The 14,260-nt window shown below is 59.7% G+C and carries 15 protein-coding genes and 2 tRNA genes; 3 read left to right on the forward strand and 14 right to left on the reverse strand.

What is annotated here, in order from left to right; all coding sequences use genetic code 11:
- The first annotated feature begins 198 nt into the window (after positions 1–198).
- The 3 genes from M3436_14245 to M3436_14255 all read left to right on the forward strand — a co-directional run bounded on the left by M3436_14245 (position 199) and on the right by M3436_14255 (position 2,564).
- On the forward strand, positions 199–921 hold the full coding sequence (locus M3436_14245) for a helix-turn-helix domain-containing protein (protein MDQ3565239.1): 723 nt from the start codon (positions 199–201) through the stop codon (positions 919–921).
- Between the two features lie 331 nt (positions 922–1,252).
- Complete coding sequence (locus tag M3436_14250) at positions 1,253–1,552, forward strand: DUF4224 domain-containing protein (GenBank protein ID MDQ3565240.1); 300 nt, start codon at positions 1,253–1,255, stop codon at positions 1,550–1,552.
- Positions 1,533–2,564, forward strand: coding sequence for a tyrosine-type recombinase/integrase (locus M3436_14255; protein ID MDQ3565241.1), 1,032 nt, complete (start codon positions 1,533–1,535; stop codon positions 2,562–2,564). The genes M3436_14250 and M3436_14255 overlap by 20 nt, the downstream gene beginning before the upstream one ends.
- A gap of 59 nt (positions 2,565–2,623) precedes the next feature.
- On the opposite strand, the gene M3436_14260 is transcribed toward M3436_14255, so the two are convergent.
- From M3436_14260 to M3436_14325, 14 genes are all read right to left on the reverse strand, one after another.
- Positions 2,624–2,700 (reverse strand) — tRNA-Arg (locus M3436_14260).
- A 42-nt stretch (positions 2,701–2,742) separates the two neighbouring features.
- Positions 2,743–2,835 (reverse strand) — tRNA-Ser (locus M3436_14265).
- Between the two features lie 62 nt (positions 2,836–2,897).
- A complete protein-coding gene (gene csrA, locus M3436_14270; GenBank protein MDQ3565242.1) occupies positions 2,898–3,140 on the reverse strand; it encodes a carbon storage regulator CsrA in 243 nt (80 codons plus the stop codon).
- 147 nt (positions 3,141–3,287) lie between these two features.
- Entirely contained in the window at positions 3,288–4,511 is a 1,224-nt protein-coding gene (locus tag M3436_14275) for an aspartate kinase (protein MDQ3565243.1), read from the reverse strand.
- A gap of 61 nt (positions 4,512–4,572) precedes the next feature.
- Complete coding sequence (alaS, locus tag M3436_14280) at positions 4,573–7,203, reverse strand: alanine--tRNA ligase (GenBank protein MDQ3565244.1); 2,631 nt, start codon at positions 7,201–7,203, stop codon at positions 4,573–4,575.
- Positions 7,204–7,214: 11 nt separating this feature from the next.
- Positions 7,215–7,700, reverse strand: coding sequence for a recombination regulator RecX (locus tag M3436_14285; GenBank protein ID MDQ3565245.1), 486 nt, complete (start codon positions 7,698–7,700; stop codon positions 7,215–7,217).
- 163 nt (positions 7,701–7,863) lie between these two features.
- On the reverse strand, positions 7,864–8,895 hold the full coding sequence (recA, locus tag M3436_14290; GenBank protein MDQ3565246.1) for a recombinase RecA: 1,032 nt from the start codon (positions 8,893–8,895) through the stop codon (positions 7,864–7,866).
- Between the two features lie 54 nt (positions 8,896–8,949).
- Positions 8,950–9,663, reverse strand: coding sequence for a hypothetical protein (locus M3436_14295; GenBank protein MDQ3565247.1), 714 nt, complete (start codon positions 9,661–9,663; stop codon positions 8,950–8,952).
- A gap of 241 nt (positions 9,664–9,904) precedes the next feature.
- A complete protein-coding gene (locus M3436_14300) occupies positions 9,905–10,864 on the reverse strand; it encodes an IS5 family transposase (protein ID MDQ3565248.1) in 960 nt (319 codons plus the stop codon).
- A 31-nt stretch (positions 10,865–10,895) separates the two neighbouring features.
- Complete coding sequence (gene thpR, locus M3436_14305; protein MDQ3565249.1) at positions 10,896–11,513, reverse strand: RNA 2',3'-cyclic phosphodiesterase; 618 nt, start codon at positions 11,511–11,513, stop codon at positions 10,896–10,898.
- On the reverse strand, positions 11,510–11,983 hold the full coding sequence (gene pncC / locus M3436_14310) for a nicotinamide-nucleotide amidase (protein ID MDQ3565250.1): 474 nt from the start codon (positions 11,981–11,983) through the stop codon (positions 11,510–11,512). The genes thpR and pncC overlap by 4 nt, the downstream gene beginning before the upstream one ends.
- Entirely contained in the window at positions 11,971–12,504 is a 534-nt protein-coding gene (gene tadA / locus M3436_14315; protein MDQ3565251.1) for a tRNA adenosine(34) deaminase TadA, read from the reverse strand. Before tadA ends, pncC begins: the two co-directional genes overlap by 13 nt.
- Positions 12,501–14,075, reverse strand: a complete 1,575-nt coding sequence (gene guaA / locus M3436_14320; GenBank protein ID MDQ3565252.1) for a glutamine-hydrolyzing GMP synthase — start codon at positions 14,073–14,075, stop codon at positions 12,501–12,503. Before guaA ends, tadA begins: the two co-directional genes overlap by 4 nt.
- 46 nt (positions 14,076–14,121) lie before the next feature.
- Positions 14,122–14,260: IMP dehydrogenase (locus tag M3436_14325; protein MDQ3565253.1), on the reverse strand; the 139-nt coding region annotated here is incomplete at its 5' end.

A 14,260-nucleotide genomic window follows, 5' to 3' on the forward strand; every position in this document is an offset into this window, starting at 1 on the left:
GCCCCGTGATGGTCCACTGCTGGACGGCTTGCGGGCGGATCCCCAAGTGGCGGGCAAGGGCTGCTTGACTTCCTAGCACCTGTATAGCCATATCCAACGCCGTGCTCATGATATAACTTATTTACAAGTTTATCATTCATAAGTCAAGACGTTCTTGTGCATCGTGCAGAAAACAAGCAACACTTGTATAGTGGTTTCGTGACCATCGGAAAGCGAATCGCCGCGGCGCGGGCCCGCAAAGGTTGGACCCAATCCGAGCTCGCACGCCAAATCGGAGTCAAACCTCAGTCGGTGCAACTCTGGGAAGCCGATGCAACGGCCCCGAGCAGGAAGAGAATTGAGAGCGTCGCGGAATTACTCGAAACGACCCCCGAAGAATTACTGTTCGATGTACCCCCTTCCCGAGGGCGCCCTAGGCGTGGAAAACCGTTCATCGGCAACCGGGAAAATGTGGTGGTCTCGGCCTACGGCGATCAAATTATGCCCGTCTGCAATTACCAACAAGCCGCAGAGTGGACCGCGAGTCCTGAACCCTATCCCATCACCGCGCGCACCGAAAACGTTTGGACCAATATAGAAAACTTGAGCGATCGCGCTTTTGGACTGGTCATCGAGGGCGAGAGCATGCTCGAGGAGTTCTACCCTGGGGATATCGTGATCCTGGATCCCGAGCTGCCGCCTCAACCCGGTGATTTCGTTGTCGCCAAGTTGGATAAAGAAGAGAAAGTGACCTTCCGGAAGTATCGGCCCCGCGGGTTCGACGACAAAGGGAACCCGGTCATAGAACTGGCGCCATTGAACGACGACTACCCAATGCTTGTAATTGATCAACGGAATCGGGGCCGTGTGATTGCCACCATGGTAGAGCATCGCAAGTACCGGCGCCGGAATCGCTTGACTACGCTAAAGAAACGTTCTTGAAGGCGAACGTGAGTAATACGAATAGAGTTAAATCGCCTCAATGTTCAGAAAATTAAAGCGAGCTTTTCCCTTCCTGCCCGCCTTTTAAGCGGTCGCTGCTAAAGCGTACCCTGAGGAGTCAGTGACCTCAAGAAATTCTTGCGGTCCCACAAAAACAGACCATGTGCTAAGCAATTTGGATCCTCCCGCTTATTACGAGCACCGAATGGCATTTCAGCCAGGATACAAGCTATTCGTGACGTTTATACTATTTCCCTGTAGATAGTAAGTATGTGACGGTTGAGGAGTGTCTCCGGTCGCAATATTACACTCCCAGAGGCAGCAAGGCGCCATGCTGCGATTGATCGCGATGATTCCAGCGGGTTTGGATACGCCACATTTGGCTCGTGTTATCATGATAAACGCTGGCACCTTTCTCACGACCAGTGAAATGATTGAGCTTACCGGCCGCAAGCGGTGGACGCAGATTGCCGCATTGCGTGCCGAAGGCATTGAGCACATCATCCGCATCGATGGCAAGCCCTTGGTGCTTAGGGCTTATTTGTTTAGGCGGATGGGTGTGCATCAATCTTTGCTTAAAGCCCCTGCCGAACCCGATTGGAGTGCGCTCAATGGCACCGCGAAAGCGTAACCCTGAAAATAAAGGCCTGCCTCTGCGCTGGTGCTATCAACATGGTGCGTATTATTATCAAGTACCGCCCGGACTCGAGATGCAATGGGACGCCAAGCGAAAATTCAAACTCGGACGCACGCTGCCGGATGCATATACAGTATGGGCACAGCGCATCCCGGGCTCTCGTGAGGCAAGGACCGTTGGTGAGCTCCTCGACCGCTATGCGGCAGAGGTCGTGCCAGCGAAGGCACCCAAGACACAACAGAGCAATATACCGGCGATCAAGCGCCTCAAGGCCGTGTTCGGACACATGCCGTTGGAAACCCTCAAGCCCAAGCACGTATACCAATATCTCGACAAGCGCGGGGCGCGTGTGGCCGCCAAGCGCGAGATCGAGGTCCTTTCTCATACTTACACCAAGGCCATCGAATGGGGCCTCATCGAGGCCCATCCGATTAAGGGCAAGGTGATACGCGCGGGGACTCCGCCGCGTACTCGCTATGTCGAAGATTGGGAGATCGTCGAGGCGCTCTCAGTGGCAGGCCCAGTCCTACGTGCCTATATATCGATCAAACTACTCACGGGTTTGAGACGCGCCGATCTCCTTGGGCTGCGCATGGCGGATATCCGCGAGGATGGGATCCATGTGGCGCCCCGCAAGACCGCTAAGACCACGGGTAAGCGGCTGATTATCGAATGGTCACAAAGCTTGCGCGCGGCTGTGGAGGCCGCCCTTGCCGCCCGGCCTAAAGATATCGCGCCGTGGCTTTTTTGTACTCGCCGGGGAGAATCGTACGTGAAGGCAGACGGCACGGCCAATGGATGGGATTCGCTCTGGCAACGCTTCATGACCAAAGTAATGGCAAATACCAAGGTCAAAGAGCGGTTCACCGAGCACGATTTGCGTGCGAAGTGTGCTTCTGACGCACCGAGCTTAGAACGCGCTCGGCAACTCCTCGCCCATGCCGATGCCGCGCTTACCCGGCTGGTTTACCGGCGCAAACCAGAACGGGTGAAACCTGCTCAATAGCACACTAGCCGTTTTATAGCACAGTGGCCAAATTTTACCCAACGTAAGTCCTTGATTTATGGCGCGCCCGGAGAGATTCGAACTCCCGACCCCCTGGTTCGTAGCCAGGTACTCTATCCAACTGAGCTACGGGCGCAGTCGAAGATCCCCGATCGTCTGCGGGTTGTAGACGTGAGGGTGGCGGAGAGAGAGGGATTCGAACCCTCGATGGAGTTTTTAGCCCCATACTCCCTTAGCAGGGGAGTGCCTTCAGCCGCTCGGCCATCTCTCCACTCTTTAAACACCTGCGCTTTGTCTAGGTTATCGTAGACCCGCCCAGTCTAAAGGTAAGGTTTATCGTTGCTGTACACCTTTTTCTAGCTCCGGCTCCACCGGCTCCACGGCGACGCTGGACTTGCCTATCCCCCCCGCCAGTTCCTGTTGGATCCGCTGGTAGATCTCCTCTCTATGCACGGCGATTTCCTTCGGTGCGTTCACGCCTATACGTACTTGGTTTCCCTTCACCCCAAGCACCGTTACAGTGACGTTGTCGCCAATCATCAATGACTCGCCGACTCTCCTAGTCAGTATCAGCATCTCCTGCCTCCATTATCACTAGCGTACTTGACGCCTGAGAATTTGTGCTTTGTTCCCAGCCTTAAAGCAAAGGGCTCCTGCCCTACATTGACCAGTTTAACCCGTGCAAACGCTAAATGCGAGACGAATTGCTGAGCGTTTAACTGCTTAGGTGGAACTTTTTTCCAGACTGAACGCACTGTGTAAGGTCCGAACCCCAAGCTCTAGATATTTCTCATCAACAACAACGGAAATCTTGATTTCGGAGGTTGAAATCATGCGAATGTTGATGCCCTCCTCGGCCAAGGCCCGAAACATCTTGGACGCAATCCCGGCGTGGGAACGCATGCCCACGCCTACCACCGAGATCTTCACGATCTTGTTATCCCCCTCGACTCCACGTGCCGCCAGATCGCGGGCGACTTTTCCAAGTGCCTCTAATGCCCTGTCATAGTCGTTTCGATGCACCGTAAAGGTGAAATCCGTGGTCCCATCCGCCCCGACGTTTTGAACGATCATATCGACTTCGATGTTCGCATCGGCGATCGGACCCAGAATACGTGCGGCGATCCCCGGCTTATCGGGCACACCGAGGACCGTGAGTTTCGCCTCGTCACGATTGACGGTGATTCCAGACAGGTGGGGTTGTTCCATAGACGCATCCTCAGGAGCGATGAACGTTCCGCCGCCCTCCGCGAACGAGGAGAGCACGCGCAGCGGCACATTGTATTTACTTGCGAACTCCACCGAGCGGATTTGCAGGACCTTGGCGCCGAGGCTCGCCATCTCCAGCATTTCCTCGTAGGTGAGGCGTTCGAGGCGGCGCGCCTCGGGCACAATGCGCGGGTCGGTGGTATAGACACCATCCACATCGGTAAAGATTTGACATTCGTCGGCCTTGAGCGCGGCGGCCAACGCCACCGCCGTGGTATCGGATCCCCCGCGGCCCAGGGTGGTGATATTTCCCTTTTCATCCACTCCCTGAAATCCCGCTACCACCACGATCATACCGGTGTCGAGATCCTGCCGCACCCTTTGGCCGTTGACGTCGAGAATGCGGGCCTTGTTATGAGCGCTGTCCGTCAGGATATGCACTTGCGCACCGGTGTAGGAACGGGCGCGCTTCCCGGACGCTTCCAACGCCATGCACAGGAGCGCAATCGTTACTTGCTCGCCCGTCGCCAGCAACACGTCGAGCTCCCTCGGGTTCGGTCGCGGGGTGATGTTTTTCGCCAGTTCGATGAGCCGATCCGTCTCGCCGCTCATCGCCGAGACGACCACGAGCACCTGATGACCCGTCCGGTGGACCGCGCCGACCTGCTCCGCAACGGCGCGGATGCGTTCAACGCTACCGACGGAGGTTCCCCCGAACTTTTGTACGATTAATGCCATACCCGCCGCAAAGGCCGGCCAATTTAGCCTAAGAGCCATAGAACTGGAATACGGGCTGGCCTCACGGCGCGATTTGGCCCCGAACCCAGTCGCTCACCGTGGCAAGTGCAGCTTTTAATTTGCCCGGTTCACTGCCGCCGGCCTGAGCAAAGTCAGACCGTCCCCCGCCCTTGCCGCCGACCTGTTGGGCGACGAAATTCACCAGATCGCCGGCCTTCACATGGCGTATCAGATCCTTGGCCACGCCGGCCACCAAGAGTACCTTTCCGGATTGCACGCTTGCCAGCACGATGACCGCGTGCGAGAGCTTATCCTTCAGGCGATCCAGGGCCGCGCGCAAGGACGCGGGATCGGCGTCATCGATGATCTCCGCGAGTACCTTGACGCCGGCGATCTCGACCGCGGCCTCGGAAAGATCGCGTCCGGTGCTGAGCCGGGCGCGAAGCTGCTGATTCTGTTTTTCTTCGTGCTTGAGCTTCTGCAACAACTGCTCTACTCGGACGCCGAGCTGCTCGCGCGGCGCATTCAAGAGATCCGCGATCTGCTGCAGTTGCTGGTCGCTCTGGGTCACCCAGGCGAGCGCCCCCTCTCCCGTCTGGGCCTCGATGCGACGGACTCCGGCCGCGACCCCGGTCTCCGACACGATCTTGAATAAACCGATGTCACCGCTATGCCGCACATGCGTACCTCCGCATAGCTCGACCGAGAAATCCCCTATCTTGAGCACCCGCACCTGCTCCGCGTATTTCTCCCCGAAAAGCGCCAGGGCACCGCTCTCAAGAGCCTGGTCCACGGGCATGATTCGGGTCTCGACCTCGCGATTGACGCGGATCTCACGGTTGACCAAGCGCTCCACCTCACGCAACTCATCGGACTCGAGCGGCCCCGTGTGCGAGAAATCGAAGCGCAAGCGCTCGGGCGCCACTAACGATCCCTTTTGTATGACATGCACGCCCAGAACTTGCCGCAGGGCCGCGTGCAACAGATGCGTCGCGGAATGATTAAGCGCCGTGGCGCAGCGTAAGACCGGATCGACCTGCGCGTGGACGGACTCCCCTTCTTTTAGGACTCCCCTCGTAAGCGATCCGAGGTGCAGTGTGGCGCCGCCCAGTCTCTGGGTATCCGAGACGCGAAACAGGCCCTCGCGTGCGCATAGATCCCCAATATCACCCACTTGTCCGCCGGCTTCGGCATAAAACGGCGTTCTATCGAGCACCACGACCCCCTGCTCCCCGGCTTGCAGCGCGGGAACCCGCTCCCCCTGCCGATACAGCGCCACGACACGGGACTCACTCTTTATCCCCGCGTAACCGGTGAACTCGCTGCCCGAAACGCGCAGCGGATCATCGGCCGCAAGTGCGGGCAAGAGCGCCTCCATTGCCCCCGGCTGCCCGAACTGGCTGGCCGTCCGCGCCCGTTCGCGCTGTTGCTCCATCTCCCGCTCGAATCCCTCCATGTCCAAGGTCAAACCGCGCTCACGCGCGATGTCGGCGGTGAGATCGACCGGGAAACCGTAGGTATCGTAGAGTTGAAACACATCGCGCCCCGGGATCACGCTCCCAGACAGATCGGCAATCGAACGCTCCAGAAGCTTGAGCCCGAGATCAAGCGTCTCGGCAAAGCGCTCCTCTTCCTGCTTCAAAACCCGCTCGATAGCAACTCGCCCCTCCGGCAATCTCGGATAAACCGCACCCATCTCGGTTGCGAGCACCGATACCAGCCGGTGAAAGAAAGGTTTCAGTAACCCGAGCCGATGCCCGTGCCGAATGGCCCGGCGGATGATGCGCCGGAGCACGTAACCCCGGCCATCGTTGGAGGGGACCACGCCCTCCGCGGCGACGAAGGCGCAGGAACGGATGTGATCGGCAATCGCCTGAACCGAGGTCCGATGCACGGCGTCTTTGTCGCTGACCAAAGCGGTGACCGCGCCCGTCAGGGCGCGGAACACATCGATGTCGTAGTTACTGTGGACACCTTGCATGACAGCGGCGATGCGCTCCAAGCCCATCCCGGTATCGACCGAGGGATGCGGAATCGGGTGCAAGCGTCCGCTGTCATCGCGGTCATACTGGGTAAATACCAGGTTCCAAATCTCCACATAGCGATCGCCGTTCTGCTCCGGGCTCCCGGGCGGCCCGCCCGCGATCGCCGCGCCGTGGTCGAAAAAGATCTCCGAGCAGGGACCACAGGGACCCGTCGCGCCCATGGTCCAGAAGTTGTCTTCTGCTCCGCAGCGCGAAAGTCGGCGCTTATCGACCTTGATCTCATCCAGCCACACCGAGGCCGCCTCGTCGTCGTCCCGGAAAACCGTGATCCAGAGCCTTGCGGGATCGATGCCCAAGGACCCGGTTAAAAACTCCCAGGCGTAGTGAATCGCCTCGCGTTTGAAATAATCACCGAAGCTGAAGTTTCCAAGCATCTCGAAAAAGGTATGGTGGCGCGCGGTGTATCCGACGTTCTCGAGATCGTTGTGCTTGCCGCCGGCGCGCACGCATGCCTGGCAGGAGACGGCGCGCTGAAAGGGGTGCTGCTCGCGCCCTAAGAAGACATTCTTGAATTGCACCATACCGGCATTGGTGAACAAAAGCGTCGGATCGTTGGCCGGCACCAGCGGTGAGCTGGGAACAATCGTATGCTCGCGCGTGCTGAAGAAATCCAGGAATGCCCGCCGGACCTCGGAGCTGCTTTTTATCGACATAGAATTCAATCGTCTGTATCTAACGCGCGCCAGACCCGCTCCGGAATGAATCCTCGGTTTACCAAGTAGCGTGCTTGACGCGCCCGCTCCTTCCTATCCACAGGTACCCGCGTGCCAAAGTGTCTGACCCTGGCTTGAAGCATATGTTCTTCCCAGCACGGGTCCCCGGTACGGATTGATGCCGCGATGATCTCCGCGTCGATGCCGCGTTCCTTCAGCTCGGCAATGATCCGCAAGGGACCGTATCCGCGTTCGGTTTTCGACGCGGCAAAGGCGCCCGCAAAGCGTTCATCGCTCTGCCAGCCCGCGGCCGCGAGCTCGCGCAAGACCTGCTGCGCGAGATCCCCCGGGCTGCCGCGCCGCGTAAGCCGCGCCGCGAGTTCCTTGCGGCTGTATTCGCGTCGCGCGAGAAGACTGAGAGCTTGTGAATAAATCTGCTGCGCTCGGGATCTCGCGTTCCGGCGGTGCTCGGAATCCTCATGTATCTCCATATACACTCCGGTTGCTCGCCCCATCCTTGGGGCTCGCCCCTTCGGGGCTTGCGCTCCGTTTCGCTCCCGGCGAAACCGTCCTGCGCTCCGGCGGCACGCGACCTCCCATCGCTCGCGACGATTTTTTCACAAGCTCTGAAAGCATACCGGAGCGCTCTGTCGTTCAGGCCCGCGCCTCCTCGGCCACCGGGCTGCGTTCCGCATTACCCGGCAGGAACTTCGCGCGGATTGCCTGCTCGATTGCGGCCGCTTTATCGGGATGTTCCTTGAGAAAGGTCCGGGCATTTTCCTTTCCCTGCCCGATGCGCTCGCCCCGGTAGCTGTACCAGGCCCCGGTCTTCTCGATGATCCCGCCCGCGACACCGAGGTCCACCACCTCTCCGGCGCGCGAGACACCCTCGCCGTACAGAATATCGAAGATCGCCTCTTTGAAGGGGGGCGCCAATTTGTTCTTCACGACCTTGACGCGGGTCTCGTTGCCGACGATCTCCTCGTCGCGTTTGATGGAGCCGATGCGGCGGATGTCGAGCCGAACCGAGGCGTAAAACTTGAGGGCGTTGCCTCCGGTCGTGGTCTCGGGGTTGCCGAACATGACACCGATTTTCATGCGGATCTGGTTGATGAAAATTACCAAGCCATTGGCACGCTTGATGTTGCCGGTCAGTTTGCGCAAGGCTTGCGACATGAGGCGCGCTTGCAGGCCTACGTGCGTATCGCCCATTTCACCCTCGATCTCGGCCTTCGGCGTCAGCGCCGCGACCGAGTCGATCACGATGCAATCGACCGCGCCCGAACGCACCAGCATGTCCGTGATCTCGAGCGCCTGCTCGCCGGTGTCCGGTTGCGAGACCAGCAGATCATCGACCTTGACCCCGACTTTTCCCGCGTAGCTCGGGTCCAAGGCATGCTCGGCATCCACAAAGGCGGCGGTGCCCCCGCACCGCTGTATCTCGGCCACGGCGTGCAAGGCCAAGGTGGTCTTGCCCGAGGATTCCGGACCGTAGATTTCCATGATCCGGCCGCGCGGGAGACCCCCAATACCGAGCGCGATATCGAGCCCAAGCGATCCCGAAGAGACGGTATCAACGTCGCGGACCGCTTGCACATCACCCATGCGCATGACCGATCCTTTTCCGAACTGCTTCTCGATCTGGCTCAAGGCCATTCCCAGTGCCTTTTTTCGATTCTCATCCATTGATTTTCCGTCCTCCGGCGCACGTAAGATATCGCCAGCCATGAGCCGCGCGCGTTAGCGCGTCGGGCTCCATGGCTTTGTTAGCTTCTCTTTGTGCTTGATCCACCAAGATTCGATTACTTCTGACATTTCAGGCTTAAACGCCTCAATGTAGCCATGCGCCACACCTTGCGCTCCGGTGGCATGCGGCAAGGCTACCACCGCAAGCCTCTCGTAGTGCTGAAAACCGAACCGGAGGCGCCTTCGAGGTTTACCATTGAAATACACGTCTTTTTGGAGCCAGTTGGTTCCGCCAACTTTCGGACCAAAGACAGACTCGACCTCTCGGCAAAGCTGAGGAGAGGTAAATGCGCAAAGAAGCTCCGTTCCGAAGAAAAATATGGCGCCAGGTTTCAAGGCTGCGCATGTTCTCAAGAAGGATTCGTTGTCTTCTACGCAAGCCTGCTGGGTATTTACTCCGCTCATGTTGTTTGAGCAGGTCTGGAGCCAGTTAGTCTGGATTATCGACTTCTCGAACTGGCCCGCGGTTTCCTTGCTTCGAGCAAGCTCGTAACCCCAAAGTGCGAACCACGAGACGATTCGGTTTCTGAAGGCGTAGTCGTTGACTTCGCTGTCGGAGAAGAACGACGTGTGAGGGGCCGACCTATCAATCTCGGCAGCATCCCGTCTTTCATCATCTTTACTATAGCCATGATTCAGGCCGCACAGGAGGAGCCCACCTTCTCTGTTCTCCTCGCCAATCAGCATGTGCACCGGCAGTTCTGTCATCGTTTCTCCGTGAAGCTAACTAAGGTTTATCAGGAAAAAAGCTTACCACATCGCGCCAGGCTTGGCGCGCTTGCCGGGCTTAAGGGTATGGGGACGATCCTCTAAGGAACCTCTGAACAAGTAATCAAAAATGGTTGTGCGGCGTGCATACGATTCGATTTCGGATAGAAACCCGTTCCGTGAGGCCGATTCTTCATCGCCCACGGCGTTATTTTCGTGCCTTTGATCTACCCCAGGCACACTATGCCTCCGACAGTCGCCACAGCCGCCGACGCATCAGATACAAATTGGCCAGCGCACAGGTCACGAACAGCCGGTGGGCGTTCTTCTCCAACCCCTTGTAGCGGGTCTTCACGAATCCGAAGATGCGTTTGATGATGAGGAACGGGTGCTCGACCTTGGCGCGCACGCTGGACTTGGTTTTGTTTTTCGCCCGTTCTTCCTCATTCACCATAGCCTTGTACCGGTAGCGACGGTTGGTGAAGTCTCTCGCCTTCGGAGCATGCTCTCGGATAACCTCGCGCTGTCCTTGATAGGCCGAGTCACCCCAGACGCGTGTCTCCTCCCCGTGCAAGAGATCGGGCAAACACACCGAGTCATGCACATTGGCCGGGGTGGCGGCCACCGCGTGGATGAGTTTGGTCTGGCTGTCCACCCCGATGTGCGCTTTCATGCCGAAATACCACTGATTCCCTTTCTTGGTCTGGTGCATGTCCGGATCGCGGCTCTTGTCCTTGTTCTTGGTCGAGGGCGGGGCGCTGATAATCGTGGCATCGACAATCGTGCCGGTGCCGATCTTGATGCCCTGGCACTCCAAGTACGCATGCACCTGCTCGAACAGCTTCTCCCCTAGCGCATGCGCCTCCAGCAAATGGCGGAAACGCAGCACCGTGGATTCATCCGGCACGGGCATCTCCCCCAGGTCGATGCCCGCAAACCGGCGCATCGACATCGAGTCGTACAGGGCTTCCTCCACGCCCGGATCCGAGAGGTTGAACCACTGCTGCAGAAAGTACACCCGCAGCATCATCTCCAGCTCCTTCGGCGGGCGACCGTCCCCGGCCTTCGGATACACCGGCGCTATCAGCGCGCTCAGCTCGCCCCATGGCACGATGCAGTCCATCTCGGTGAGAAATTTCTCTCGACGCGTGGTCTTGCTGTACTTCTCGAAACCCGTGCCCAGTGTCATTTGTTTGCTCATTACCGTCCTCGCCTGTATTCGCGCCTATCGATCAGATCGTGGACTTTTGCAGAGGTTCCCTAAGACTCGCTTGCGCTCCGCATGAATCGGCGCCGAGCCGCCAACTCGTAAGCACTTGATAATGCGAGCCGTCGGGAGTGGTTTTGGACTCGACCAAGGCAAAGTCATCGACGCGCCAGGCGACGGCAACGAGCGGCCGTTCGCGCCGGACCACCAGCGCCTTGCGCATCAACGTCACATGGGGTTTGAACGGGCGCGCATCGAGATCAATGCCACAGCCGGCGATCCCCAGGTGTAGACTCCGAACCAAAGCAGCGAGACTCTCCGGCGCCTCGCGCGCACCGAGCCAAAGGATCCCGGATTTTGGCCAGTAGCCGATTTGATCGAGTCGGAGCTCAAACGGGTGTCCCGCGATCCCCTCTCCCACCTTCTCGGCACAGATCCGTGTTTGCGCCGTGACAGAGCCTAAGAAGAGGAGCGTGATATGGAGGTTGTCCGCAGGCACGGGTTTGGCCTGGCGTACGTGTAACGAGGCCATCACCTCGGCCAGGCCCGCGCGCGCCTCCTCACTCGGCCACAAAGCAAAGAACAAGCGTTGGGTGGGCGCCGCACTCCGAGGAAGGCGCGATTTCACCGCTTCGGTATTCATTGCAGACGCTCGATGAGCCCGCGTAACGCCGTCTCGACGGCTTGGCGGCGCACGGCGCCCCGGTAGCCCTCGAAATGCTCGCACGCCGTGACCGGCGGGCGGCCGCCGCCGGCCCAGGCGAACCATACGGTCCCGACCGGTTTGTCCTCCGAGCCGCCCTCCGGCCCCGCGATCCCGGTTACGGCAACGCTTATATCACTTCGGCTATGCATGAGCGCGCCTTTGGCCATCTCGATGGCGCTCTCCCCGCTCACGGCGCCGAAGCGTTCGAGCGTCTCGGCTTTGACGCCCAACATCTCCTGCTTGGCCGCATTCGAGTAGGTCACGAAACCGCGCTCGAACCACGCGGAGCTGCCCGCGATCGAGGTCACCGCCTGGGCTACCCAACCGCCGGTGCAGGACTCGGCGGTGGCGAGCCGGTAGCCCCGATGCTGCAATCGCCGCCCGAGCTCTCGCGCTAGCCGCCGCACCGTGATGCCTGCGCGGCGTTCCTCGCTTCCACGCGACGCCGCTCAAAAAATTGTTTAAGTAAACTACAACATTCGGCCTCGAGGATCCCGCCCCGCACTTCCACGTAGTGATTAAAGCGGCCGCTGCCTAGGATCTCGAAGACGCTGCCCGCCGCCCCCGCCTGCGGATCACGCGCACCGTAGAGCATCCGCGCGATCCGAGCATGCACGCTGGCGCCCGCGCACATGACACAGGGTTCCAAGGTTACGATCAAAGAGCAGCCGGGCATGCGGTAATTTCCAATCCGCTCCGCCGCACGCCGCAGGGCCATGATCTCGGCATGGGCGGTGGGATCGTTGCGGTGGATCGGTTGGTTCCACCCTTCCCCAATGATCTCATCATTGAGCACCACGACGGCGCCGACGGGGACTTCGCCGTGTTCTTCGGCACGGCGGGCGAGAGCGAGCGCCTGCCGCATCCAGCGCTCATCATCCGCTGCCCTTAGGCCCCCTGGCCGGAACGCCGAGTCCTCGCCGTTCATTCCCACTCGATGGTCGCCGGCGGTTTGCCGGAGATGTCATACACCACCCTTGAGACGCCGGGAACCTCGTTGAGAATTCGCCGCGCCACGTGATCCAGAAATTCGTGCGCGAGCGGCGCCCAGCGGGCGGTCATGAAATCCAAGGTCTCGACGGCTCGCAAGGCGATGACCGGCGCGTAGTGGCGCGCATCGCCGGTGACACCCACCGAGTTGACCGGCAGCAACACCGCGAAAGCTTGGCTGACTTTCTCATACAACTCCTGCCGGCGAAGCTCGTCGATAAAGATTATATCCGCCTGGCGCAAGGTCTCGGCGCGCGCCGCGGTGACTTCCCCTAAAATCCTGACCGCGATCCCCGGGCCGGGGAAAGGGTGGCGGTAGACCATATCGTAGGGCAGGCCGAGATCGATGCCGATCTTGCGGACCTCGTCCTTGAATAGCTCCCGCAAGGGTTCGAGCAGCGTCAGCCGCATGCGTTCTGGCAGGCCACCCACGTTATGGTGGGATTTGATGACGTGGGCCTTGCCGGTCGCCGCATGCGCCGATTCGATGACATCGGGATAAATAGTGCCCTGAGCCAGCCAGGCTACGTTGGGAAGTGTCCGCGCCGCTTCCTCGAATACCTGGATGAATTCCCGGCCGACAGCCTTACGTTTCTCTTCGGGATCGTGCAAGCCCGCCAAGGCATTGAGGAAGCGATCGGCGGCGTTCACGCGCAGCACTTGGACACCAAGGTGGCGCGTGAATGTCGCCGTGACTTGATCGGCCTCGTTCAGTCTCAGCAAGCCGTTATCGACGAAGACGCAGGTCAATTGATCACCGATCGCACGCCGCAAGAGCACGGCGACCACCGAGGAATCGACGCCACCTGAAAGCGCCAGCAGGACCCGATCCCGCCCGACCCGCTCGCGCATGCGCGCCATGCTGTCCGCGATGATGCTCGCGGTGGTCCAGGAGCTGCCGCAGCCGCAGATCTCATGGATAAACCTGGCAAGGATGCGCTGCCCTTGGCGCGTGTGAGTGACCTCGGGATGGAACTGCAGGCCATAATACCGGCGCGCCTCGTCGGCCATGCCGGCGATCGGCGCCCCCTCGGTTGCGGCGATGCGGATAAATCCGGGCGGTAACTCGGTAACGCGATCGCCGTGGCTCATCCACACATCCAGCACCCCGTGGCCATCCGGGCTCAGATGGTCCTCGATATCCTTGAGCAGAAGGGAATGGCCGGACACCGAGACCTGGGCGAAACCGAACTCCCGAACGCGCGAGGATTCGACCGCGCCGCCGAGCTGCGCCGCCATCGTCTGCATCCCATAACAGATACCGAGCACCGGCACACCGAGCGCAAAGACCGGCGCGGGCGCCGCGGCCTCCGGCGCTAGCGTGACGGATTCCGGGCCGCCAGAGAGCACGATGCCGCGCGGCTCAAAGCTCCGGATCCGCTCGTCGGCGAGATCGTAGGGATGGATCTCACAATAGACCCCGGCGTCGCGTATGCGCCGGGCGATGAGCTGGGTAGTTTGAGAGCCGAAATCGAGGATGAGGATGCGATCGCGATAGATATCTGGCATGGCGCCCGTCGTCCGGGAAGGTCCAATATGAAAACTACGCGGGCTCTTATTCGATGCGGTAATTCGGTGCTTCTTTGGTGATCGCCACGTCGTGTACATGACTCTCCCGTATCCCAGCGTAGGTGACGCGCACGAACTTCGATTGGGTGCGAAGTTCGTCCACGGTCGCGCAACCGGTATAACCC

It is taken from the genome of Pseudomonadota bacterium (assembly GCA_030859565.1).
Lineage (GTDB): Bacteria > Pseudomonadota > Gammaproteobacteria > JACCXJ01 > JACCXJ01 > USCg-Taylor.

Excerpts from the sequence above, each read along its gene's own strand:
- M3436_14300 (MDQ3565248.1), bottom strand. The coding sequence starts at position 10,864 with ATGAGCAAACAAATGACACTGGGCACGGGTTTCGAGAAGTACAGCAAG.
- M3436_14275 (MDQ3565243.1), bottom strand. The coding sequence starts at position 4,511 with ATGGCATTAATCGTACAAAAGTTCGGGGGAACCTCCGTCGGTAGCGTT.
- csrA (MDQ3565242.1), bottom strand. The coding sequence starts at position 3,140 with ATGCTGATACTGACTAGGAGAGTCGGCGAGTCATTGATGATTGGCGAC.
- M3436_14255 (MDQ3565241.1), top strand. The coding sequence starts at position 1,533 with ATGGCACCGCGAAAGCGTAACCCTGAAAATAAAGGCCTGCCTCTGCGC.
- tadA (MDQ3565251.1), bottom strand. The coding sequence starts at position 12,504 with ATGAACGGCGAGGACTCGGCGTTCCGGCCAGGGGGCCTAAGGGCAGCG.
- M3436_14250 (MDQ3565240.1), top strand. The coding sequence starts at position 1,253 with ATGCTGCGATTGATCGCGATGATTCCAGCGGGTTTGGATACGCCACAT.
- guaA (MDQ3565252.1), bottom strand. The coding sequence starts at position 14,075 with ATGCCAGATATCTATCGCGATCGCATCCTCATCCTCGATTTCGGCTCT.
- M3436_14295 (MDQ3565247.1), bottom strand. The coding sequence starts at position 9,663 with ATGACAGAACTGCCGGTGCACATGCTGATTGGCGAGGAGAACAGAGAA.
- thpR (MDQ3565249.1), bottom strand. The coding sequence starts at position 11,513 with ATGAATACCGAAGCGGTGAAATCGCGCCTTCCTCGGAGTGCGGCGCCC.
- recA (MDQ3565246.1), bottom strand. The coding sequence starts at position 8,895 with ATGGATGAGAATCGAAAAAAGGCACTGGGAATGGCCTTGAGCCAGATC.
- M3436_14285 (MDQ3565245.1), bottom strand. The coding sequence starts at position 7,700 with ATGGAGATACATGAGGATTCCGAGCACCGCCGGAACGCGAGATCCCGA.